This is a genomic window from Actinomadura sp. GTD37 (assembly GCF_041951365.1).
In the GTDB taxonomy this organism is placed as follows: Bacteria; Actinomycetota; Actinomycetes; order Streptosporangiales; family Streptosporangiaceae; genus Spirillospora.
Genome location: NZ_JBGNUS010000006.1, coordinates 25,494 through 46,993, shown reverse-complemented (window position 1 = coordinate 46,993; position 21,500 = coordinate 25,494). Strand labels below are relative to the sequence as shown.

The following is a 21,500-nucleotide window of genomic DNA, read 5'->3' as shown; positions in this document are numbered from 1 at the left end:
TGCGGGCAGGGCGCGCGGGTGACATAGATCTCCCTTTCAGGGCCGGATGACTGCAAAGTGACAGGAAAGGGATGGTCGACCGGATATCTCCGAGCAACCGAGGGGGTCGTTGCGCACATGTCCGCACTCTGGGCATGGGCCGTCCTGGCGGTCGTCGTCGCCACGTCCGTGATCGTCGTGGAGGGCGGCCGGCGGCTGCTCGCCGGCCGGCTGTCGCACCGCTGGCCGGGCGCGGGCCGGGTCGCCCGCCGCTGCGCCGCGCCCGCGTTCACGTTCGCGGTGGTGGTCAGCGCCACCACCGCGATGCCGTACCACCTGCTGCACGGCCAGGTGGACGGCGCCGTCCGGCACGCGCTGCGGATCGCCGCCATCGGCGCCACCACCTGGCTCGTGCTGCGGATCGCCTACGCGCTGAGCGACCCGCCGCTGGCCCGGCTGATGAGGATCGAGGGCGAGCGCAACCGGCGGGCCAGGCGCGCCCGCACCCAGATGCTGCTGCTGCGCCGGATCGCGGCCGTGCTGATCGTGGTCCTCGCGGTCGGCGCCGCGCTGTTCACCTTCCCCGGCGTGCGGGCGGTCGGCGCCGGGGTGCTGGCCTCGGCGGGCGTCGCGGGGCTGGTCGTCGGCATCGCGGCCCGTCCCACGCTCGGCAACCTGCTCGCCGGGCTCCAGCTGGCGTTCAGCGACGCGCTGCGGCTGGACGACATCGTCGTCACCCAGGACATCTGGGGGCGGGTCGAGGAGCTGACGCTGTCCTACGTGGTGCTGCGGCTCTGGGACGACCGGCGGATGATCTTCCCGGTGTCGCACTTCACCGAGCAGCCGTTCGAGAACTGGACCCGGCACTCCAGCCGCCTGCTCGGCTCGGTGGAGCTGCACGTGGACTGGACGGTCCCGGTCGAGGACCTGCGGGCCCAGCTGTACTCGGCGCTCCAGGACAACCCGCTGTGGGACCGGCGCGAATGGGTGCTGCAGGTCGTGGAGATCCAGCCGAACGGGCTGGTCACGCTGCGCGCGCTGATGAGCGCCGCCGACTCGGCCGGCACCTGGGACCTGCGCTGCGACGTGCGGGAGCACCTCGTCGGCTACGTCCGCGAGCGTCACCCGGAGGCGATCCCCCGGTTCCGCGTGGGCGGCGAGCCCGTCGCCGGCGGCGCCGCGACGCCGTCCCCGGGCGGTGCGCCGCCGGCCGCGGACCTCGGCCCGCAGACGGCGGGCGGCGCCTCGTCCGGGGTGAACGCCCCCGACGACCCCGACGGCGCGCCCGCCGATCCCGGCGGCGACCGGGCCGTCCGCGCGGCGGACGGCCCGGCCCGGCCGGAGTCGCTCAGGCGAGCATGATCTTGTCCCCCTGGACGGTGACCTTCTTCGCCTCCAGCGGCTTGTCCGCGGGCGGGTTCGCCACCGAACCGTCGGTGATCTTGAACTTGCTGCCGTGGCAGGGGCAGTTGATCGTCCCGCCGGACACCGAGCCGACGCTGCAGCCGCGGTGCGTGCACGCGGCGGAGAACGCCGTGAACCGGCCCTGCTGCGGCTGGCAGACGACGACCTCGGCGTCCTCGAAGACCTTGCCGCCGCCGACCGGGATCTCGGCGGCCGACGCGATGGCCCCGCCGGAGCCGCCCGCGTCCCCGCCCCCGCCCCCGCCGCCGGATTCGGAACCACCGCCGGAGCCGCCGGACTCCTCGCCGTCGCCGGACCCGCCGCACGCGGCCGCCAGACCGGCCGCGCCCGCGAGGCCCGCGCCGATGAGCAGCGCTCTGCGGCTGCTCGCCTTCGCCGGTTCCCGCTCCGTCTCGTCCGCCCGCGTCTCGGACCCCTGTGCCATGCTCGCCCCTCCGGTGACCTCTCCCGATTCCTCCATCACCAGAAGCACGGACGAGCGGGCGAAGTGGTTCAAACCCGAACCAAATCCGCGGGGCGCGGCGGTCAGGTGACGACGACGCCGCCGTTCTGGACCGTGACCGGGTACTCCCGGAGCGGCTTGTCCGCCGGGCCCTTGGCCACCGACCCGTCCGCGATCTTGAACTCGCTGCCGTGGCAGGCGCAGTGGATCACCCCGTTCCGGACGCTGCCGACCGTGCAGCCCTGGTGGGTGCACACCGCCGTGAACGCCTTGAAGGAGCCCTGGACCGGCTGGGTGACCACGACCTTCTCGTCCCCGTAGATCTTCCCGCCGCCGACCGGGACGTCCGCGGCCTTCGCGATCTGCTTGCCCTTGAGGTCCTCGGCGGACTTCTCGTCGCCGCCGGACGCGCACCCGGCGAGCGCCGCCGCCCCGGCGACCCCGGCTCCGCCGTACAGCACCGCGCGGCGCCCGATCGACCCGGCCTCGGCGGCCCCACCCGTCATGTTGTCTCCCATGCGTCCATCTTGGTGCACGTCCCGCGGCGTGCCGGAACACCCCCCGCGGCGCGTGCGCGCCCGCCCACCCCGGGGACGGGTCGTCAGAGCATCTTCTTGAGGAACTGGCCGGTGTGGCTGGCCTCGACGGCGGCGACGTCCTCGGGGGTGCCGGTCGCGACGATGGTGCCGCCCCGCGAACCGCCCTCGGGGCCCATGTCGATGATCCAGTCGGCGGTCTTGACGACGTCGAGGTTGTGCTCGATGACGATGACCGTGTTGCCCTTGTCGACCAGGCCGTTCAGGACGCCGAGGAGCTTGCGGATGTCCTCGAAGTGGAGGCCGGTGGTCGGCTCGTCCAGCACGTAGACGGTGCGGCCGGTCGAGCGCTTCTGCAGTTCGGACGCCAGCTTGACGCGCTGCGCCTCGCCGCCGGACAGCGTGGGGGCCGGCTGCCCGAGGCGGACGTAGCCGAGCCCGACGTCGTTGAGCGTCTTCAGGTGCCGGTGGATCGCCTTGATCGGCTCGAAGAACTCGGTGGCCTGCTCGATCGGCATGTCGAGCACCTCGGAGATCGTCTTGCCCTTGTAGTGGACCTCCAGGGTCTCCCGGTTGTAGCGGGCGCCGTGGCAGACCTCGCACGGGACGTAGACGTCCGGCAGGAAGTTCATCTCGATCTTGATGGTGCCGTCGCCGGAGCAGTTCTCGCAGCGGCCGCCCTTGACGTTGAAGGAGAACCGGCCCGGCTGGTAGCCGCGCACCTTCGCCTCGGTGGTCTGCGCGAACAGCTTGCGGATGTGGTCGAAGACGCCCGTGTAGGTCGCCGGGTTGGAGCGCGGCGTGCGCCCGATCGGCGACTGGTCGACGTGCACGACCTTGTCGAGCTGGTCGACGCCGTTGACGCGCTTGTGCTTGCCCGGGACGGTCTTCGCCCCGTTCAGCTTCTTGGCGAGGGAGTTGTAGAGGATGTCGTTGACCAGCGTCGACTTGCCCGAGCCCGACACGCCGGTCACGGCGGTGAGGACGCCGAGCGGGAACGCCGCGTCGACGTCGCGGAGGTTGTTCTGCTGGGCGCCCTTGACGGTGATCTCGCGGCCCCTGGTGCGGGGCCGGCGGATCTGCGGGACGGCGATCTCGCGGCGTCCGTCCAGGTAGGCGCCGGTCAGCGAGCGGTCGGACTTCTTCAGGTCCTCGACGGTGCCGGACACGACGATCTCGCCGCCGTGCTCGCCCGCGCGGGGGCCGATGTCGACGATCCAGTCGGCGGCGGCGATGGTGTCCTCGTCGTGCTCGACGACGATCAGCGTGTTGCCCATGTCGCGGAGCCGGATCAGCGTCTCCAGCAGCCGGTGGTTGTCGCGCTGGTGCAGGCCGATGGACGGCTCGTCCAGCACGTAGAGGACGCCGACCAGGCCGGAGCCGATCTGCGTCGCCAGCCGGATGCGCTGCGCCTCTCCGCCGGCGAGCGTCGCCGACGCCCGGTCGAGGGTGAGGTAGTCGAGGCCGACGTCCAGCAGGAAGCCGAGGCGGGCGTTGATCTCCTTGAGGACGCGCTCGGCGATCTGCGTCTCGCGCCCGCTCAGCTGCATCGCCAGCAGGAACTTCGCGGCCTCGCCGATCGGCATCCCGGCGACCTCGGCGATCGACATCCCGCCCATGGTGACGGCCAGCACGACCGGCTTGAGCCGGGCGCCCTCGCACGTCGGGCACGGGATCTCCCGCATGTAGCCCTCGAACCGCTCGCGGCTGGAGTCGCTCTCGGACTCGGCGTGCCGCCGCTGGATGTAGGGGATCACGCCCTCGTAGGCCGTGTAGTACGACCTCGTCCGGCCGTAGCGGTTCTTGTACCGCACGTGGACCTGGGTCTCGTGCCCGTTCAGGACGGCCTTGCGCGCCTTGGCCGGCAGCTTGTGCCACGGGGTGTTGAGGTCGAACCCCATGGCGTCGCCGAGAGCGGACAGCAGGCGCAGGAAGTAGTCGCTCACGTGCCCGTTCGACCAGGGCTGGATCGCGCCCTCGCCGAGCGTCAGCTCCTCGTCGGGGACGACCAGCTCGGGGTCGACCTCCATGCGCGTGCCCAGGCCGGTGCAGTCGGGGCAGGCGCCGTAGGGCGAGTTGAACGAGAACGACCGCGGCTCCAGCTCCTCGAACGACAGGTCGTCGTAGGGGCAGTAGAGGTGCTCGGAGTACATCCGGGTGCGGTTCTCGTCGTCTTCGGGGAGGTCGACGAAGTCGAGGACGATCGTGCCGCCCGCGAGCCCCAGCGCCGTCTCGACCGAGTCGGCGAGGCGCTGCCGCGCGGTGTCCTTCACCGCGAGCCGGTCGACCACGACGGAGATGTCGTGCTTCTCCTGCTTCTTCAGCTTGGGCGGCTCGTCCAGGCGGACCGTCCGCCCGTCGACGAGCGCGCGCGAGTAGCCCTTGGACTGGAGCTCGCGGAACAGCTCCAGGTACTCGCCCTTGCGGCCGCGGATCACCGGCGCGAGCACCTGGAACCGGGTGCCCTCCCCCAGCTCCAGCACCCGGTCGACGATCTGCTGCGGCGCCTGCCGGCTGATCGGCCGGCCGCACTCGGGGCAGTGCGGGTGCCCGATCCGCGCGTAGAGGAGCCGCAGGTAGTCGTACACCTCGGTGATCGTCCCGACCGTCGACCGCGGGTTCTTGCTGGTCGACTTCTGGTCGATCGACACCGCCGGGGACAGCCCCTCGATGAAGTCGACGTCGGGCTTGTCCATCTGGCCGAGGAACTGCCGGGCGTACGCCGACAGCGACTCCACGTACCGGCGCTGGCCCTCCGCAAAGATGGTGTCGAACGCCAGGCTGGACTTCCCGGAACCCGACAGACCGGTGAACACGATCATGGAGTCCCGCGGGAGGTCGAGCGAGACGTCCTTCAGGTTGTGCTCGCGTGCTCCACGCACGATGAGTCGGTCATGCACGGCGTTACTTCCGGTTCCTCTTCTGGGCGCGGCGATGGGGAGAGACAGATCGGTCTCAAGGCTAGCCACGGGGTACGACAGAATCCCCCGACTCCTTAACGGCGGCTGCCGCCGCCGCATTTCATGAAGCTACCCGGCCTTCCCCACAGGTCCGGACGGCCCTCCCGCACCGTACACGTGTTCGAACATTCCCCGCCACCGCAACACCGAAGCCCGCCCGCCCCACCGCCCTACGCTGCGGCCATGCCCCTCCGGGGTCGCATCATTGCCCATCGTCACGCCCCATGGCTCCGCCGGGGTGCTCGCCTGAGTCAGCCGTCGTCCAGGGCGTGATCGAGGTAGCGGTCGGCGGAGCGGCGGACGGCGTCCTTCCCGCCGGTGTAGACGATCTTCCTCCACCAGGCGCCGTACACGCGGTCGAAGTCGTACGGCTCCAGCAGGCGCAGCGCGCGGCGGACCGTCCGGGGGCGCTCCGGGATGAAGTTGGGGTAGCTGTACATGAAGCTCACCCAGTCCCGGTCCTGCACGACTTGCAGGATGTCGCCGGAGAACAGGGCGCGGGCGTCGCGCCAGTGCAGGACCTGGCCGCCGTCGAAGTGGACGCCGGCGTTGACCAGGGTGAGGCCGTCCGCCAGCTCGCGGGTGTCGCCCTCCCAGAAGACGACCGCGTCGTCCGGGCGGGCCACCCAGCGCCGGTCGGCCTCGTGGATGTAGACGGGCGCGTCGAACGCGTGCGCCCACTCGATCATCGAGCCGTAGAAGTGCGGGTGGCTGATCGCGATCGCGGAGACGCCGCCGAGGTCGTTCACCTCGCGGACCAGGTCGTCGTCGATGTGCGTGACCATGTCCCAGAGGACGTTGCCGGACGGGGCGCGCAGCAGCAGGGCGCGCTGGCCGATGGCGGTGGACGGCTCGGTGCCGATCCCGACGACGTCCGGGCCCTCCTCCGCGACGCGGCCCCGGTGACCGGCGCGCAGCTCCTCCAGGGTGGTCCACCGCTGGCCGTCCCAGCCGACGTACTGGCGCTCGTCCTCGCAGATGGGGCAGTCGGGACGCGGCCCGCCGTACTGGACGCCGCACGTCGTGCAGATCGGAAGATCCATGATCACCATTGTCTGGCACCGGCCTGCCGGGTGCGACAGGATGGAGGCTCTTTTCCGGTCGAGGAGGGGTCATGGACGGAGTCACCGACTGGCGGGACGTGATCGAGCAGCTCGACGCGGGCACCGAGCGCGTCGTCGCGACGCTGGGCGGGCTCGCCGAACCCGACCTGCGCGGCCCCTCGGCGCTGCCGGGGTGGACCCGCGGGCATGTCGCCACGCACATCGCCCGTAACGCCGACTCCCTCTGGAACCTGCTCGAATGGGCGCGGACCGGCGTGGAGATCCCGCAGTACCCCAGCCTGGACAGGCGCAACGCCGACCTCGACGCGGGCGCCGGGCGGAGCGCGGACGAGCTGGTCGCGGACGTCCGCGCCACCGCCGCGCGGTTCGCCGAGCAGGCCCGCACGCTGCCCGAGGACGCCTGGGACGCGCCGGTGAAGGCGATGCAGGGCTGGCCGCATCCCGCCTGGTACACGGTGTTCCGCCGCTGGAACGAGGTGGAGGCCCACCATGCCGACCTCGCCGCCGGGTACGGGCCCGCCGACTGGCCCGAGCCCTACGTGCGGTGGTCGTCGGCCGCGACGCTCGCGGACATGGCGGCGCTCCCGGCCGGGCGCCGCGGCGGGCTGGCCGGGTACCGGATCACCGCGACCGACTCCGGCGAGTCCGCCGATCTCGGCTGGACGGCGGGCGGCCCGGAGGCGTCCGGCTCGGCGCGGGCGCTGCTCGGCTGGCTGAGCGGCCGCACCGACGGCTCGGGCGTGCACGTCCGCCCGGACGGCCCGCTCCCGGCGCCGCCGCCGTGGCCGCACGAGCCGTCCGCTTTCGCGCCGCGGCCCTAGTCGTCGCCGGCGAGCCGGCGCAGCGCGTCGGCGGAGCGGACGACGATCGCGTTGCGGGCCACCGCCAGCCCGTCGCGGAGCGGCTCGGCGGCGAGGATCTGCGCGACCTTGCGACGCCCCATCCCGGCCCAGCGGCCGAGGTCCTGCTGCGAGATCGGGACCTGGACGTGGACGCTCTCCTCCGGCACGCCGTCCGGCCGCTCCTCCTTGACCGGGGCGCCGAACCGCGCGGCCAGGCGCAGGATCCGGCCCGCGAGGCGGCGCTCGGGGTCGTCGGGGAAATGCGCGACGCGCAGTTCGTCGGAGTCGCGCAGCCGCTCGGCGAGGACGGCGGCGACGGCCCAGACCGACCCGGGATGGGCGTCCAGGACGCCGCGGAACCGGGCGGCGGGCAGCACCAGCGCCTCCACCCGGGTCATCGCCTCGGCGTTGGCGTGCCGGATCCCGCCGTCCGCCGCCTCCACCTCGCCGACCAGGTCGCCCGGCCCGAGGACGTCGAGGATGGCGATCTCGCCGCCCCGGTCCACCCAGACCTTCACGGCGCCGGAGCGCAGTACGAAGACCTGGGACGCGCGGGTGTGCTCGCGCATCAGGAACGCGCCCGGCCGGATCACCACCGGGGCGCCGGCGGCGCGCAGCGCCTCCCGGGCGCGGGGGCCCAGCGCGTCCCAGAACCGGGCGGCCGCCATCTCGCCTCCTCACCCGGACCCGGCCGGGTCCGCGACCCTCATGATCATGTACCGGGCGGACCGGCGCGTCACATGTCGAGCGAATTCTCCGATTCAAGCAGGTTGTCGAGGGCGCGGACGCGCCGCCCGCAGTCGGCCGCCGCGGCCCGGTCGCCGAGCGCGAGGTGGGAGTCGCCGAGCAGCTCCAGCGCCCGCCGCAGCCCCCGCCGGTCGTCGGTGTCGCGGCGGATGACGATCTCGGCGGTGACGTGCTCCACCGCGCGGGCGTGCTTGCCGAGCAGCTGGGACGCGCGGGCCATCGAGTGCAGCGCGTGCGCCTGCTCGCGGGCGGCGCCCAGCTCGGCGGCGAGGTCGAGGGCGCGCCGGCCGGTCTCCAGGGCGTCGTCGGCGCGGCCGAGGTCGAGGTGGATGGCGGCGAGGTGGACCAGGCCGGTGGCCTCGCTGTGCCGGTCGCCGACCTCGCCGAGGAAGCGCAGCGCCTCCAGCTCCTCCGACAGCGCCTCCTCGGGCCGCCCGGCGCGGCGCAGCACGGCGGCGAGGGTGTCCAGCCCGACGCCGAGCCCGTACCAGTCGCCGCCCGACCTGCGCAGGTGCAGCGCCTGCCGGGCCGCGCGCTCGGCCTCCGCGGGCAGCCCGAGCCAGGAGTAGGTGCGGGCGAGGCTGCCGAGCGTCCCGGCCATCCCGCTCCGCGCGCCGAGCCGGGACCACAGGTCGAGGGCCTCCAGGCCGAGGACGAACGCCTCCTGCGGGCGGCCGAGGCGGCGCATCACGACCGACAGCTGCTCCAGGTCGTTGGCCTCGCCGTGCTGGTCGCCGATCTCGCGGCGGATCTCCACCGCCCGCAGCAGGTGCTCGCGCGCCTCCCGGTACCGGCCGAGCCGCCAGTGGACGACCCCGGTCTGCGCGAGCGCCTCGGCCTCGCCGTGCCGGTCGCTGATGTCGCGGTGCAGCCGCAGGGCCTCCCCGCAGTAGGTGAACGCCTCGGCGAACCTCGTCGCCTCGCACGCCAGCATCCCGAGGGTGGTCAGCGCGCGCGCCTCGCCGTGGCGTCCGCCCAGGGCGCGGTAGGCGCGCAGCGCCTGCTCGGCGTCCTGCCGCGCCATGTCGCGCAGGCCGAGCGCGGCGTGCATCCGGGCGAGCTCCGTCAGCGCCAGGGCGGCGCCGTGCATGTCGGCGAGCTCCTGCCGGATGGACAGCGCCTCCAGCGCGTGCGTCACCGCCTCGTGGACGTCGCCCAGGCGCCGGTGCACGCCGGCCACGGTGATCAGGGTCTCGGCCACGCCCGCCTGGTCGTCGATGCGGCGCCGGACGGTCAGCGCCTTCGCCGCGTGCTCCAGCGCCGTCTCGTAGTCGCCGAGGCCAAGGTGGGCGCGGGCGAGCGTGCTGCGGCTCTTGGCCACTCCCCCGTCGTCCCCCAGCTCCTCGTGGATGTCCAGGGACCGCCGCGCGTGGTCGATCGCCGTCAGGTAGCGGCCCAGGACGACGTGGACGTCCGCGAGCGTGGCGAGGGTGACGGCCTCCCCGTAGCGGTCGGGCGGGTCGACGGCGCGGAACCCGCGCCGCGCGTCCTCCCCGTACCCGATGGCCTGGACGGAGTCGCCCAGCTCGAAGTGCGCCACCGCGAGGTTGTGCAGCATGACCGCGGCCGCGGCCCAATCCTCCTCGGCGCGGGCCGCGTGCAGGCCGGCCTGCTGGACGGCGATGTTGTCCTCGCTGTAGCGGCGGAACTCCTGGAAGTCGAACAGCGCGTCGGCGAGTTCCCAGCAGGTGCGGTGCAGGCCGAGCCGGGCGGCCTGGTGGACGGCGGCGACCAGGTTGCGCCGCTCGGCCTCGAACCAGGCGAGCCCGGCCGCGCGCGCGGCCGGCGAGGGGCGTCCGCGCGCCTCGCCCCGGTACGCCGCGCCCAGGTGCGCGGTGGGGCGGGGGCGCCCCGGCAGGGCCGCGCCCGCCGCGCGGGCCTCGGCGAGGTATCCGGCCAGCAGCCGCCGCTGCGCGGCCTGCAGCTCGCCGTCGGAGTCCTCGCCGAGGCCGCGCTCGCGGGCGAACTCGCGCAGCAGGTCGTGCATCCGGTAGCGGCCGGGGCCGACGTCGTGGACGAGGTACGCCTGCCGGAGCCCCTCCAGGCAGTCGCGGGCCTCGTCCAGCGTCCGGTTCTGGAGGGCGGCGAGAGCGGCGGGCGTGAAGTCGGGGCCCGCGAGGAGCCCCAGCCTGCGGAACGCCTCCCGCTGGTCGCGGCGCAGGCTGCGGTAGGCGACGTCGAACGTCGGGTCGACGACGGCGCTGAGCCCGGCCCCGGACGCCCCGTGCCCCGCGGAGCCGCCGAGGCCCGTCCCGTACGGCGCGGCGCCGGGCGCGTCCCGCGCGGCCAGTTCGCGGACGGTCCCGGCGATCGACTCGCCCGGGTTCTCGGCCAGCCGGCCGGCGATGACGCCGAGCGCCAGCGGCAGGTGGCCGCACTCGCGGGCGAGCCGCACGACGGCCTTGTGCTCGTCGCGGACGCGGGCGTCGCCCGGCCCGAGGACGCCCGCGATGAGGTCGACGGCCTCCTGCGTCGCCATCTCCCGCAGCTCCAGCGTCCGGACGTCGGCGCCTTCGAGCAGCGCGGGCAGCCGCCGCCGGCTCGTCACCACCACGAGCCCGGACGCCACCGCCGCCAGCAGCGGCCTGACCTGCTCGGGCTGGACGGCGTTGTCGAGGATCAGCAGCATCCGGCGGTCGCCGAGCAGCGACCGGCACTGCGCCGCCAGCTCGTCCTCGGTGCGGGGCAGCTGGTCGCCGGGCACGCCGGCCGCGCGCAGCACCTGCCCCATCGCCTCCGCCGGGGTGACCGGGCTGCGGGTCGTGCCGCGCAGGTCGGCGAACAGCGCGCCGTCCGGGAACCGGTCGGCGACGCGGTGCGCCCAGTGCAGCGCCAGCGTCGTCTTGCCGACTCCCGCCATGCCCTGGACGATCACGGCGCGCGGCCACACGGACTGGCCGACCAGCAGGTCCAGCTTGCTGAGGCTCACGGCGCGCCCGGCGAAGAACGGGTTGTCGGCGGGGAGCCGCGCCGCGGGCGGGCCGCCGCCCGGCGGCTCCAGGCGCACCGGTTCGCGGGCCGCGATCCCGGCGTCCCCCGCGATCCCGGCGTCCCCCGCGGAACCGGCGGGGGCGGCCGGGCGGGCGGGCTCGGCGTCGGCAGCCGGCCACTCGTCCCCCCAGGGGCTCGCGGCGCGCCGCAGCCGCTCGACGTCCAGCACGGTCAGCGGGCGGGGCCGCTGGTGCAGGATGCCCTTGGCCCGCCACGACCGGAACCACCGCACCAGCGTCTCGCGGGAGATCCCCGCCCAGTTCGCCAGCTCGGCCTGGCTTAGCTTCAGCGGGATCCGGACGCCGCTCCCGGCGGCGCCGGGCTCGCCGAACCGGTGCGCCAGCTCCAGCAGGTGGTAGGCGAGCCGCTGCGGATGGTCGGCCGCCCGCACCGCGTGCCGGCGTCCGCCGAAGGTGACGCTCTCGGAGATCGCGTGCATCATCGCCTCGGCGATCCGCGGGCTCGCGGCGAGCAGGCTGCGGAACTTGGCGCGGTCCACGCGCAGCGCCGCGACGTGGTCGAGCGCGGCGACGGTGCCGCGCTGCGGATGGCCCCACGGGCCGAGGAAGCCGACCAGGTCCCCGGCCCCGAACAGATCGATGATCGACTCGTCCCCGTCGCTGGAGTCGACGAACTCCTTGGCGACCGCGTTGCTGGCCGCGCGCGGCGACGCCTTGAACACCACGTACACGGCGGGGGCGACCGACCCCTGGTGGCACAGCATCCCGCCGGGCGGGATGTCGGTGCGCCGGCCCATGGCGCGCAGGGCCTGCCGGTCGGTGGGGGCGAGCCGGTCCCAGAAGCTGCCCGGCCGGACGTCGGGCACGTGGTCGGTCAGTGCGGGATCGGTCGGTACGGGGTCGATCAATCCGGTCATCCTCCCGTCATCGCCGCCGCCAGCGTCCAGAAGAGGAACAGCACCGAGGTCGCGGCCGCCCAGGCGACGGCCTGCCAGGACAGCTCGCCGCAGCGGTGCGCCGCCGCCAGCAGCCGGCGCAGCTCCGCGTCGCGGACCCGGTCGTCCAGCGCGACCGCGGACGCGAACGGCGTCCACGGCACGGCCGGGTCGACGGGCGAGCCGGTGCGGCCGCGCACGCCGCCGAGCACCGCCACCAGCGTGCGGCGCGACCGGGCGGCGTAGCCGGCCGACACGGCGAACGACCCGGCGAGCACCGGCAGCAGCGCCAGCGCGGGGAGGCCGGGCACGCCGGCCGCGAGCCGGGACACGGTCCCGGCCAGCACGAGGGCGAGGAACACCGCGGCGACGGCGGAGTCCCGGCCGCAGAGCCGGACCAGTGTGCAGGCGTGCCCGAGGAGGTCCTCCGGCTGCTCCCTGTCCGGTCCGGGACGGAATGCGGTAACCATCGCTTCACCGTCCTCACGGGTCGAACCTGATCTTCCAGTTCCCATGGTGCGGTGGCAAGACGGGATTGTCCGTCCGTAAGCGCACGGTTGAGCTGCGTCTGGTGACTCATCCGCTCGGCGGGCACCGGGCGCCCGGTGCCGCCGGATGACGGAGGATGGTCTAGTCTCCGCACTACCGACGGGGAGGACCCATGACCTACACCGGGAACGTCGAAGTCGGCGGACGCCCCGACGTCCGGGAGCTGCCCGGGCTGACGGTCACGAAGGTGGCGGTCGGCCCGTACGACAACAACGCCTACCTGCTGCGCTGCGCCGCGACCGGCGAGCGGCTGCTGATCGACGCGGCGAACGAGGCGTCCCGGCTGCTGGAGCTGGTCGGCGACGGCCCGCTCGCGCGGATCGTCACCACCCACCGCCACGAGGACCACTGGGGCGCGCTGAGCGAGGTGGTGCGGGCCACGGGCGCGCCGGTGGCCGCGCACCCGCGCGACGCCGAGGCGCTGCCGGAGCCGGTCGCCGAGCCCGTCGAGCACGGCGACGCCGTCACCTTCGGGCGGGTGTCCCTCGACGTCGTCCACCTGCGCGGCCACACGCCCGGCTCGATCGCGCTGCTGTACGACGCCGGCGGCGAGCTGGCCGACCGCCCGCACCTGTTCACCGGCGACAGCCTCTTCCCGGGCGGCGTCGGCAACACCTGGGGCGACCCGGCCCGCTTCGAGCAGCTGCTCTCGGACGTCGAGGAGCGCGTCTTCGGCCGCCTCCCCGACGCCACCTGGTTCTACCCCGGCCACGGCAAGGACTCGACGCTCGGCCGCGAGCGCCCGTCGCTCCCGGAGTGGCGCGCGCGGGGCTGGTGACGCACGGGCCCGACGCGCACGGGTCTGTGGCGCGCGGCCCGGAACAAGCGGTGCGGGGTGTTCGTTGGCCCCTTCACCACCGGGCCGAGACCAGGAGACGACCATCCACGAACGCCACGAGGTGGATCCGGGCCCCGCGCTGCGCTATCCGGCGGGCTCGCTGGTCCTCGTCGCCGGGCTGCCGGGGGCGGGCAAGAGCACCCTGCTCAACCGTCTCTACGGGCTGCGGGGCGACGAGACGGCGCCGGTGCCCGCGGGCGACGTCCGGGTGATCGACTCGCGGCAGTCCCGCAACTGGTGGGCGCGGTTCCTGCGCCCCCTGCCGGTGCGGCTGCGCACCCCGCTCGTCCACGCCACCCACGTGTGGCGGATCGGGCGCGCGATCCTCGCCGGGCACGGCGTCGTCGCGCACACCCGCGGCACCTGGCCGCACATCCTGCACCTGTTCGCCTGGCTGGCGCGGCGGCGCGGCGGCCGGCTGCACCTGATCCTCATCGACGTCGCCCCCGAGACCGCCCGCGCCGGGCAGGTCGCCCGCGGCCGCGTCGTCACGTCCGGCACGTTCAACCGGCACTGCCGCCGCTGGGGGCCCATCGTCGACCGCGCCCGCGGCGGCGGCCCCGTGCCGCCCGCCGCCGGCGTCACCGTCCTCGACCGCGACGCCGCCGACAAGCTCCAGGCCATCCACTTCACCTGAGGGTCGAGAACCAGCGGACGATCCGGGCGGTTCCCGCGAGGTTGGAGCCGAGGTGGCGGGAGCCGCCGTAGAGCGTGTCGCCCACGTCGATGACCGGGACGTCCGCACCGCGCCGCCCGAACGAGGCGGCGCAGTTGTCGGTGTTGGCGGTCGCGGCCTGCTCGTCGCCGGCCATCTTGTAGAGGCGGACGGGGACGCGCGGCGTCCATGCGGTGCAGACCTCGGCGTCCGCGCGCAGGGCCTCGGCGAAGGCGCCGGACGGACGGCGCAGGATCTCGAAGCCGCGCTCCGTGAGGAGTTCGTCCAGTGTGTCCGGCAGGCCCTGGAGCATGACGGGTCCGGGCGTCGTCCCGTCGAAGTACTTCTCGACGCGGCCCGCGTACTCGTCCTGGAACACCTCCGACGGCGTCCGGTAGACGCCGCCGTGGATCCGGTTCCACGACGTGAGCAGGTAGGCGCTGTAGGCGACCGACATCTTCGGGTCGAGGTCGCCGTTCAGCAGGGCCGGGAGCTCGGCGCCGCGGAAGTCGTAGGCGCCGCTGATCGGGGCCGCCGCGCGGAGCCGGAAGCGCGGGTCGGCCCCGTCCTGGAGCGCGCGGGCCAGGCCGAGCGCCGACGACGCGCCCTGCGAGAAGCCGGTGACGAAGACGTCGCGGTCCAGGACCCGGCCCGTCCGCGGCACGAAGTGGCGGACGGCGCGGAGCATGTCGAGGGACGCGGTCGTCTCGGACGGGACGTCCTTCCACGGGTGCGCGCCGGGGCCCTCGCCGAGGCCCAGGTAGTCGGGAACGGCCGCCGCGAATCCGGCGGCGGCGTAGGTGACCGCGGGGCCCCGGTCCCAGACGCCGTCCGCCACCGAGGGGGCGTCGGGCTTGTAGCTGGTGGTGCCGTGCGTGTACGAGACGGTCGCGAGGCGGTGGTCGCGGCTGCGGGGCAGGACGAGGAGGCCGCTGGCCGTCGTCGCCCGGCCGCGGGTGTCGACCGTCCGGTAGACGAGGCGGTAGGCGTCCACGCCGTGGCGGACGGACGAGGCGTCGAACTTCTCGCCCGCCAGCCATGCGCGGACCTCCGCGGCGGACATGGCGCCCAGGTGCGTCGCGGAGACGAGGCGCCCCCGCGCGTCCTGCTCTTGCCCGAGGGCCGGGCGGTCCAGGGCGGCGGCGGGGACCGCGGCCGCGACGGGGACGGTGAGCGCCGCGGCGGCCAGCATGGCCGCGGTCAGGCGTGCTGCGGTTCGTGTCATGGGGCCAGACTTCTTCCCGGCGGTCCGAACCCGCGTCGCGCGCACGGGTGATCTTGCGTCTCGTACCTGCGAGGGGTGTTCCGCGGAACAGGAGGATGCGGGCAGGTCAGCACGGAGATATATAGGGTCGGGGGAAGATCGAGACGACGAGAGGCGGCAGTATGGCGCAGCAGGTACGCGGGGTCGTCGCACCGGGCAAGGGACAGCCGGTGCGGATCGAGACGATCGTCGTCCCGGACCCCGGTCCCGGTGAGGCGGTCGTCCAGGTCCAGGCGTGCGGGGTCTGCCACACCGACCTGCACTACCGCGAAGGCGGGATCAACGACGAGTTCCCGTTCCTGCTCGGGCACGAGGCCGCCGGGGTGGTCGAGTCGGTCGGCGAGGGGGTCACCGAGGTCGCGCCGGGCGACTTCGTCGTCCTGAACTGGCGCGCGGTGTGCGGGCAGTGCCGGGCGTGCCTGCGCGGACGCCCCTGGTACTGCTTCGACACGCACAACGCCGCGCAGAAGATGACGCTGGAGGACGGCACCGAACTGTCGCCCGCCCTCGGGATCGGGGCCTTCGCCGACAAGACGCTGGTCCACGCGGGGCAGTGCACGAAGGTCGACCCGGCGGCCAAGCCCGAGGTGGCGGGGCTGCTCGGCTGCGGGGTGATGGCCGGGCTCGGCGCGGCGATCAACACCGGGCAGGTCGGGCGGGGCGACTCGGTCGCGGTCATCGGCTGCGGCGGGGTCGGCGCGGCGGCCGTGCTCGGCGCCCGGCTGGCCGGCGCCGCGAAGATCATCGCGGTGGACCTGGACGAGCGGAAGCTGACCACCGCGGCCGCGCTCGGCGCCACGCACACCGTCGACGGCGGGAACGCGGACGTCGTCGAGACGGTCCGCGAGCTGACCGGCGGGTTCGGCGCGGACGTCGTCGTCGACGCGGTCGGCCGCCCGGAGACCTACGAGCAGGCGTTCTACGCGCGCGACCTCGCCGGGACGGTCGTGCTCGTCGGCGTGCCGACGCCGGAGATGAGGCTGGAGCTGCCGCTGCTGGACGTGTTCGGCCGCGGCGGGTCGCTGAAGTCGTCCTGGTACGGCGACTGCCTGCCCTCGCGCGACTTCCCGATGCTCATCGACCTCTACCTGCAGGGACGCCTGGACCTGGACGCCTTCGTGTCCGAGACGATCGGGCTGGGCGACGTGGAGGCGGCGTTCGCGAAGATGCACCACGGCGACGTGCTGCGCTCGGTGGTGGTGCTCTGATGGCCGCGGAGGCGCCGCGGGCGCGCGTCGACCACGTCGTCACGTCCGGGACGTTCTCGCTGGACGGCGGCACCTGGGAGGTCGACAACAACGTCTGGATCGTGGGCGACGACAGCGAGGCGATCGTCATCGACGCCGCGCACGACGCGGACGCGATCGCGGCGGCGGTCGGCGGCCGGCGCCTCGTGGCCATCGTGTCCACGCACGGGCACGACGACCACATCGACGCGGCGCCCGCGCTGAAGGCCCGCACGGGCGCGCCGATCCTGCTGCACCCGGACGACCTGATGCTGTGGAGGCAGAGGCACCCCGACGCCGGGCCCGACGGCGAACTCGCCGACGGGCAGGTCATCACGGTGGCGGGCACCGAGCTGACCGTCCTGCACACGCCGGGCCACAGCCCCGGCGCGGTCTGCCTGCACGCGCCCGCGCTGGGCACGGTGTTCTCCGGCGACACCCTGTTCAGCGGCGGGCCGGGCGCCACCGGCCGGTCGTTCTCCGACTTCCCGACGATCATCACGTCGATCCGGGAGCGGCTGCTGACGCTGCCGGCGGAGACGACCGTCCGCACCGGGCACGGCGACTCGACCTCGATCGGCGCGGAGGCCCCGCACCTGGACGAATGGATCGCCCGCGGGCACTGACCCCGGTAGTGTCCCCGGTGGCGGACAGGCGTCCCGATCCGGGAGGGTGCGATGCGACGCGGGGCACCGCTCGCCCTCGCACTGGCGATGCTGGGCGCGGCCACGGCGGGGTGCGGCCAGAGCACCGAGGGGGCGGCGGGACACGTCCCGCCGCCGGCCGCACCCGCACCCGCGTCCACACCCACGCCCACTGCCGAGCCGACGCCCTTCGCGACGCTGCCGCCGCCGACGCGGCCCCGGCAGCTCGGACGCGCCGGCGGGTGGCGCGTCACCACCTACTACACGGCGCTCGAAAGCCTCTACGACGGTGAGCGGAAGCCCGTGCGGGGCTGCGCCCGGTTCCACTGCTCGCACGGGAGGGCGCCGCTCGGGTCGTACCCGGCGGACTTCCTGAAGGTCGTCCAGATGGAGGGCAGCGGGCGCATCACCGGGGGGCCGCAGCGGGGCCGCTTCCTGAACTGGTCGCACAGCGTCGGCTTCTGGCTGGACGACACCACGCGCGACTCGCGGGGGCGCCCGCTGGTGCCGTGGGCGTCGGCGGCGGCCGACAAGTCGGTCCTGGCCCGGGGGCAGCGCTTCGCGATCGTCGGGTGCGGCAGGGACGGGAACGACCGCCCGATCGGGGGCGAGGTGTGCGCGGCGTTCCGGAAGGCCCGCTGGACGGTCACCGACCTGTTCCGTCCCGGATACGGGGGCGAGAACCACGCCGACGTCTACATCGGCGAAGAGAAGGACTCCCGGCTCTCGGAGTCGCCCTTCTACACGACGCTGAACGGCGCCACCCTCGGCTCGTCCTAGGAGGGCACGCGCTCGGCGGGCCGGGGCGAGGCGAGCCGAGTGGCCTGCGTCCGGCCGCGGAGCGTGATCTCCTCGCCGAGCGACCACCGCGCGGCCTCCTCCGGCTCGGCCCGCGCGACGAGGGAGCCCGCCGCGAGGACGCCCTCCTCGGTGGTCTTGGCCAGGTCGGTGAGGCGGGCGGCCTCGTTCACCGGATCGCCGATCACCGTGTACTCGAAGCGCTCCTCGGCGCCGATGTGCCCGGCGACGGCCTCGCCCGCCGAGACGCCGACCGCCGCCCGCAGCCCGGGGACCTCGCCGCGCAGCCGGACGGCGAGTTCGCGGGACGCGGCGAGCGCGCGGCCGGGCGCGCCGTCCAGCGCGAGCGGCGCCCCGAAGATCGCGAGCGCGGCGTCGCCCTCGAACTTGTTGATCCAGCCGCCGTGCGCGCCGACGACCTCGACGACCACCGCGAAGAAGTCGTTCAGCAGCCGGACGACCTCGGCGGGCGGCCGGTCGGCGGCGAGCCGGGTGGAGCCGATGATGTCCACGAAGATCACCGCGACCTCGCGCAGCTCGCCGCCGAGGTCGATGCCGCGCTCCACGGCGACGCGCGCGACGTCCGCGCCGACCTGCCGGCCGAACAGGTCGCGCAGCCGCTCGTGCTCGCGCAGCCCGGCGGCCATGTGGTTGAACCCGGCCTGCAGCAGCCCGACCTCGCTCGCGTCGTAGACGGGGACCTCGACGTCCAGGTCGCCGCGCTGCACGCGGGCGAGGCCGAGCCGCACCGACTCGACCGGGTCGGCGATGGCGCGGGCGGCGGTGTAGGTGACGCCGAGCCCGACGAGCAGCGCGATGCCGCCGAGCGCGAGAACCGCGACCGCGAAGTCCCGCACGGTGGTCTCGGCGATGACGAAGGAGCCGACGGCGAGGGTGATGAGGCCGAGGATCGGGACGGCGGTGCCGAGGCCCCAGGCGAGCACGGAGCGGGCGACGACGCCGGGCAGGCCGGTGCGGCTCGGCAGCTCGCTGCGCAGCGCGGTGGTCACCGCGCGGCGGAGCATCCGCTCGGTCAGCAGGTAGACGATGGTGCAGGTGGTGAGGCCGCCGAGCAGGCTGGTCAGGCCGAGCTTCACGGCGAGCAGCGTGGAGAACGGGGCGTTGATGACGACCCAGCCGATCGTCCCGATGCCCCACAGCGTCAGGTGCAGGGCCATCAGCCGCAGCGGCCCGTACAGCAGCAGGGCGCGCTCGTGCCGGTCGGGCTCGTCGTGCCGCTCGACGAGGCGGCGGACGCGGCGGAAGAACCGCTCGCCGAGCAGCAGCCCCACGGGGACGGCCGCGGACACGTAGGCCGTGAAGACGATCAGGTTGACGGACTGGAGCCGCGCGGAGACGTGCCCGGCCGGGTCGGGGACGACGACGGTGAACGCGAGGACCACGAGCGCGCCGCCGAGGTTGGCGAGGCCGGTGGCGATCGTGACGAGGATCCTCGCCCGGCGGGCGATCCGCGCGCGCGAGTCGCCGGGGGCGCCGTCGATGAGCCGCCATAGGAAACCGAGCCGGTTCCGCCTGGGCCGGGGCGCAGGCTTCGCCTTTTCGGTCTCCATGAGCGTGCAGATTAGCCGGTTAAATCCCTCTAATCCCCACCCTCTTCGCGCGACCTCGGGGAGGGATTGCTCACTCAGGTGCGTATCGGATCCAGCAGCCGGTGCGGCGACCGCAGGAAGAGGCTGACCGGATCGGTGCGGCGGCGCGCACCGGGCCCCGCGTGGATCTCCAGCTCCTCCGGCCGGACGTGGCGCCCGCAGGCGGGGCACGTCCCGTCCGGGCCGACGCGGGCGCCGCAGGCGTCGTGGACGAAGACGCGGCACGACTCGGCCGACAGGTGGTCCTCGGCCCAGCGGGCGAGCGTGTGGACGACGGGCCACAGCTCCTTGCCCATGTCCGTGAGGACGTAGTCGTGGCCGTCCTTGACGAGGACGCCCGTCTCGACGAGCGACTGGAGGCGCGCCGACAGCACCGCCCGCGGGATGTCCAGATGGACGAGGAAGTCGCTGAACCGGCGCACGCCGTAGAAGGCGTCCCGGATGATCAGCAGCGTCCAGCGCTCCCCCACGACCTCCAGCGCGCGGGCCAGCGAGCAGTCCTGGGCCGCGTAGTCCTTGCCGAGTGCCATGCGCCCAGACTACCCGCCCGGGAGTTCATTCATTGAACTTAGTCGTGCTACCGTCGCCCCATTCGGTTCGTTCACTGAACCCCCCGGGAGCCCGCATGACGACCCTGGCCGCACCCCGCGGCGCCCACCGCGCGTCCGGCCCGCGTGCCGCGCTGGCGCTGCCCGCCGCCGCGACCCTGCTGACCCTCATGAACTACTGCGCCCCGGCGGCGACGCTCGCCGACACCGCCCGGGGCCTGCGCGCCGGGGCGACCGCGCAGATCTGGCTGATGAGCTCCATCAGCCTCGGCCTCGCGGCGGCGCTGCTCGCGGCCGGCAGCCTCGCCGACGACCACGGGCGCAAGCGCGTGTTCGTGCTGGGCGCGGCGGCGCTCGCCGTGTCCAGCGTGGCGTGCGCGCTCGCGCCCAACGCGCCCGTCTTCATCGCGGGACGCGTCGCGCAGGGCGCCGCGAGCGCGGCACTGCTGGTGACCGGGCTCGGCATCGTCGGCGCCTCGTTCGAGTCCGGCCGGCGCCGGGCGCGGGCCACCGGCCTGTGGGGCGCGATGGTCGGCCTCGGCATCGCGCTCGGCCCGATCGCCGCGGCCGGGCTGACCGTCCTCGCCGGCTGGCGGCTCTGGTACTGGGCGACGGTCGCCGCATCCGCGCTGCTCGCCCTGGCGGCGGCCCGCGCGCTGGGCGAGTCCCGGGCCGAGCGCCCCCGCGGCGTGGACGTGCCCGGCCTGGCCACCATGAGCCTCGGCGTGGCGGCGCTGGTCGCGGCGATCACCTGGGGCCGCACCGGCTGGACGTCCCCGGGCGTCCTCGCGCTGTTCGCGGTCGCGACCGTCCTGCTCGCCGCGTTCGTCCTGGTCGAGGCGCGGCGGCCGGAGCCCATGGTCGACCTCGCGCTGTTCCGGCGGCCGGCGTTCCTGCTGTCGGTGACGGGCGCGCTCGTCACCGGGCTCGCCGTGATCGGCGTCATGACCTATCTGGCGACGATGATGAGCCTGGTCATGGGCCTGTCGCCGGTCGAGGCCGCGCTCGTGCTGGCGATCTGGTCCGCGCTCTCGTTCGCCGTCGCGCTGCAGGCGCACCGCCTCCCGGCGCGGCTGCCCGTCCGCCGGCTGCTCGCCGCCGGGTTCGCGCTCGCCGCCGTCAGCGAGTTCGCGATGGCGAACCTCGCGCCGGGCGCGCACTGGTGGCGCCTCGCCCCCGGCCTGGCCGTCGCCGGCGTCGCGAGCGGCCTGACCAACGCGATGCTCGCCCGGCTGGCGGTGGAGAGCGTCCCGGCCGACCGCGCGAGCATGGGCGCCGGCGCCAACAACACCGCCCGCTACATCGGGGCGTCGCTGGGCGTGGCGATCGTCGGAGCCATCGCGACCGGCTCCGGGCAGGACCCGTCCGCGCTGGCGCACGGCACGAACACCGCCATGATCGTCTCCGCCGTCGCCGCCCTGGCCTACGCCGCCCTCGCCCTGGTCATCCGCGACCGCGCCTAGACCAGCGCCCCGCGGGTGGGCGCC

At 74.5% G+C, this 21,500-nt stretch carries 18 protein-coding genes; 8 read left to right on the top strand and 10 right to left on the bottom strand.

From position 1 onward, the window contains the following. Window positions 1-117 precede the first annotated feature (117 nt). On the top strand, window positions 118-1,341 hold the full coding sequence (locus ACA511_RS27645; protein ID WP_375027543.1) for a mechanosensitive ion channel family protein: 1,224 nt from the start codon (window positions 118-120) through the stop codon (window positions 1,339-1,341). Here the strand turns inward: ACA511_RS27645 and ACA511_RS27640 are convergent. The 4 genes from ACA511_RS27640 to ACA511_RS27625 form a co-directional block, all read right to left on the bottom strand. Then, window positions 1,328-1,828: a Rieske (2Fe-2S) protein gene (locus ACA511_RS27640; RefSeq protein ID WP_375027542.1), complete on the bottom strand. Its 501-nt coding sequence runs from the start codon at window positions 1,826-1,828 to the stop codon at window positions 1,328-1,330. The genes ACA511_RS27645 and ACA511_RS27640 overlap by 14 nt on opposite strands. A gap of 101 nt (window positions 1,829-1,929) precedes the next feature. Then, window positions 1,930-2,364 carry a Rieske (2Fe-2S) protein gene (locus ACA511_RS27635; RefSeq protein ID WP_375027541.1) on the bottom strand — a complete coding sequence of 145 codons (435 nt, stop codon included), beginning with the start codon at window positions 2,362-2,364 and terminating at the stop codon, window positions 1,930-1,932. Window positions 2,365-2,447: 83 nt separating this feature from the next. Continuing rightward, complete coding sequence (gene uvrA, locus ACA511_RS27630) at window positions 2,448-5,282, bottom strand: excinuclease ABC subunit UvrA (RefSeq protein ID WP_375027540.1); 2,835 nt, start codon at window positions 5,280-5,282, stop codon at window positions 2,448-2,450. A gap of 311 nt (window positions 5,283-5,593) precedes the next feature. Further along, the gene (locus ACA511_RS27625; RefSeq protein WP_375027539.1) at window positions 5,594-6,385 is read right to left on the bottom strand and encodes an MBL fold metallo-hydrolase; all 792 of its coding nucleotides are present in this window, start codon (window positions 6,383-6,385) and stop codon (window positions 5,594-5,596) included. 71 nt (window positions 6,386-6,456) lie between these two features. On the opposite strand from ACA511_RS27625, the gene ACA511_RS27620 reads away from it, so the two are divergent. Continuing rightward, window positions 6,457-7,227, top strand: a complete 771-nt coding sequence (locus ACA511_RS27620) for a maleylpyruvate isomerase family mycothiol-dependent enzyme (protein WP_375027538.1) — start codon at window positions 6,457-6,459, stop codon at window positions 7,225-7,227. Here the strand turns inward: ACA511_RS27620 and ACA511_RS27615 are convergent. The 3 genes from ACA511_RS27615 to ACA511_RS27605 all read right to left on the bottom strand — a co-directional run bounded on the left by ACA511_RS27615 (window position 7,224) and on the right by ACA511_RS27605 (window position 12,351). Next, the gene (locus tag ACA511_RS27615; RefSeq protein ID WP_375027537.1) at window positions 7,224-7,916 is read right to left on the bottom strand and encodes a Crp/Fnr family transcriptional regulator; all 693 of its coding nucleotides are present in this window, start codon (window positions 7,914-7,916) and stop codon (window positions 7,224-7,226) included. The genes ACA511_RS27620 and ACA511_RS27615 overlap by 4 nt on opposite strands. A gap of 68 nt (window positions 7,917-7,984) precedes the next feature. Next, window positions 7,985-11,863, bottom strand: a complete 3,879-nt coding sequence (locus tag ACA511_RS27610) for a tetratricopeptide repeat protein (RefSeq protein WP_375027536.1) — start codon at window positions 11,861-11,863, stop codon at window positions 7,985-7,987. Further along, on the bottom strand, window positions 11,860-12,351 hold the full coding sequence (locus ACA511_RS27605; protein ID WP_375027535.1) for a hypothetical protein: 492 nt from the start codon (window positions 12,349-12,351) through the stop codon (window positions 11,860-11,862). Before ACA511_RS27605 ends, ACA511_RS27610 begins: the two co-directional genes overlap by 4 nt. Before the next feature lie 191 nt (window positions 12,352-12,542). Here ACA511_RS27605 and ACA511_RS27600 point away from each other — a divergent pair, with 191 nt between their 5' ends. Together ACA511_RS27600 and ACA511_RS27595 are read left to right on the top strand one after the other, a co-directional pair. Further along, window positions 12,543-13,208 (top strand): MBL fold metallo-hydrolase, encoded by a 666-nt coding sequence (locus ACA511_RS27600; RefSeq protein ID WP_375027534.1) that lies wholly within the window; start codon window positions 12,543-12,545, stop codon window positions 13,206-13,208. 64 nt (window positions 13,209-13,272) lie between these two features. Then, window positions 13,273-13,905, top strand: a complete 633-nt coding sequence (locus ACA511_RS27595; protein ID WP_375027533.1) for an ATP-binding protein — start codon at window positions 13,273-13,275, stop codon at window positions 13,903-13,905. Here the strand turns inward: ACA511_RS27595 and ACA511_RS27590 are convergent. Continuing rightward, window positions 13,898-15,148 carry a hypothetical protein gene (locus ACA511_RS27590; RefSeq protein WP_375027532.1) on the bottom strand — a complete coding sequence of 417 codons (1,251 nt, stop codon included), beginning with the start codon at window positions 15,146-15,148 and terminating at the stop codon, window positions 13,898-13,900. The two genes, ACA511_RS27595 and ACA511_RS27590, sit on opposite strands and share 8 nt — an antisense overlap. Window positions 15,149-15,309: 161 nt before the next feature. On the opposite strand from ACA511_RS27590, the gene ACA511_RS27585 reads away from it, so the two are divergent. From ACA511_RS27585 to ACA511_RS27575, 3 genes are read left to right on the top strand one after another with little or no spacing between them, the layout of a single operon-like run. Then, window positions 15,310-16,395 carry an S-(hydroxymethyl)mycothiol dehydrogenase gene (locus ACA511_RS27585; RefSeq protein WP_375027531.1) on the top strand — a complete coding sequence of 362 codons (1,086 nt, stop codon included), beginning with the start codon at window positions 15,310-15,312 and terminating at the stop codon, window positions 16,393-16,395. Continuing rightward, on the top strand, window positions 16,395-17,039 hold the full coding sequence (locus ACA511_RS27580) for an MBL fold metallo-hydrolase (protein WP_375027530.1): 645 nt from the start codon (window positions 16,395-16,397) through the stop codon (window positions 17,037-17,039). The genes ACA511_RS27585 and ACA511_RS27580 overlap by 1 nt, the downstream gene beginning before the upstream one ends. Window positions 17,040-17,090: 51 nt before the next feature. Next, the gene (locus tag ACA511_RS27575) at window positions 17,091-17,837 is read left to right on the top strand and encodes a hypothetical protein (protein ID WP_375027529.1); all 747 of its coding nucleotides are present in this window, start codon (window positions 17,091-17,093) and stop codon (window positions 17,835-17,837) included. Here ACA511_RS27575 and ACA511_RS27570 read toward each other — a convergent pair. Next, window positions 17,834-19,426, bottom strand: coding sequence for an adenylate/guanylate cyclase domain-containing protein (locus ACA511_RS27570; protein ID WP_375027528.1), 1,593 nt, complete (start codon window positions 19,424-19,426; stop codon window positions 17,834-17,836). The genes ACA511_RS27575 and ACA511_RS27570 overlap by 4 nt on opposite strands. 74 nt (window positions 19,427-19,500) lie before the next feature. Next, the gene (locus ACA511_RS27565) at window positions 19,501-19,995 is read right to left on the bottom strand and encodes a winged helix-turn-helix transcriptional regulator (protein WP_375027527.1); all 495 of its coding nucleotides are present in this window, start codon (window positions 19,993-19,995) and stop codon (window positions 19,501-19,503) included. 95 nt (window positions 19,996-20,090) lie between these two features. On the opposite strand from ACA511_RS27565, the gene ACA511_RS27560 reads away from it, so the two are divergent. Continuing rightward, complete coding sequence (locus ACA511_RS27560; protein WP_375027526.1) at window positions 20,091-21,476, top strand: MFS transporter; 1,386 nt, start codon at window positions 20,091-20,093, stop codon at window positions 21,474-21,476. Window positions 21,477-21,500: the final 24 nt, after the last annotated feature.

What these genes read in the sequence shown, in the direction of transcription:
- ACA511_RS27645 (WP_375027543.1), top strand. Translation starts at nt 118, where the DNA reads ATGTCCGCACTCTGGGCATGGGCCGTCCTGGCGGTCGTCGTCGCCACG.
- ACA511_RS27640 (WP_375027542.1), bottom strand. Translation starts at nt 1,828, where the DNA reads ATGGCACAGGGGTCCGAGACGCGGGCGGACGAGACGGAGCGGGAACCG.
- ACA511_RS27635 (WP_375027541.1), bottom strand. Translation starts at nt 2,364, where the DNA reads ATGGGAGACAACATGACGGGTGGGGCCGCCGAGGCCGGGTCGATCGGG.
- ACA511_RS27625 (WP_375027539.1), bottom strand. Translation starts at nt 6,385, where the DNA reads ATGGATCTTCCGATCTGCACGACGTGCGGCGTCCAGTACGGCGGGCCG.
- ACA511_RS27620 (WP_375027538.1), top strand. Translation starts at nt 6,457, where the DNA reads ATGGACGGAGTCACCGACTGGCGGGACGTGATCGAGCAGCTCGACGCG.
- ACA511_RS27615 (WP_375027537.1), bottom strand. Translation starts at nt 7,916, where the DNA reads ATGGCGGCCGCCCGGTTCTGGGACGCGCTGGGCCCCCGCGCCCGGGAG.
- ACA511_RS27610 (WP_375027536.1), bottom strand. Translation starts at nt 11,863, where the DNA reads ATGACCGGATTGATCGACCCCGTACCGACCGATCCCGCACTGACCGAC.
- ACA511_RS27605 (WP_375027535.1), bottom strand. Translation starts at nt 12,351, where the DNA reads ATGGTTACCGCATTCCGTCCCGGACCGGACAGGGAGCAGCCGGAGGAC.
- ACA511_RS27600 (WP_375027534.1), top strand. Translation starts at nt 12,543, where the DNA reads ATGACCTACACCGGGAACGTCGAAGTCGGCGGACGCCCCGACGTCCGG.
- ACA511_RS27590 (WP_375027532.1), bottom strand. Translation starts at nt 15,148, where the DNA reads ATGACACGAACCGCAGCACGCCTGACCGCGGCCATGCTGGCCGCCGCG.
- ACA511_RS27585 (WP_375027531.1), top strand. Translation starts at nt 15,310, where the DNA reads ATGGCGCAGCAGGTACGCGGGGTCGTCGCACCGGGCAAGGGACAGCCG.
- ACA511_RS27580 (WP_375027530.1), top strand. Translation starts at nt 16,395, where the DNA reads ATGGCCGCGGAGGCGCCGCGGGCGCGCGTCGACCACGTCGTCACGTCC.
- ACA511_RS27575 (WP_375027529.1), top strand. Translation starts at nt 17,091, where the DNA reads ATGCGACGCGGGGCACCGCTCGCCCTCGCACTGGCGATGCTGGGCGCG.
- ACA511_RS27570 (WP_375027528.1), bottom strand. Translation starts at nt 19,426, where the DNA reads ATGGAGACCGAAAAGGCGAAGCCTGCGCCCCGGCCCAGGCGGAACCGG.
- ACA511_RS27565 (WP_375027527.1), bottom strand. Translation starts at nt 19,995, where the DNA reads ATGGCACTCGGCAAGGACTACGCGGCCCAGGACTGCTCGCTGGCCCGC.
- ACA511_RS27560 (WP_375027526.1), top strand. Translation starts at nt 20,091, where the DNA reads ATGACGACCCTGGCCGCACCCCGCGGCGCCCACCGCGCGTCCGGCCCG.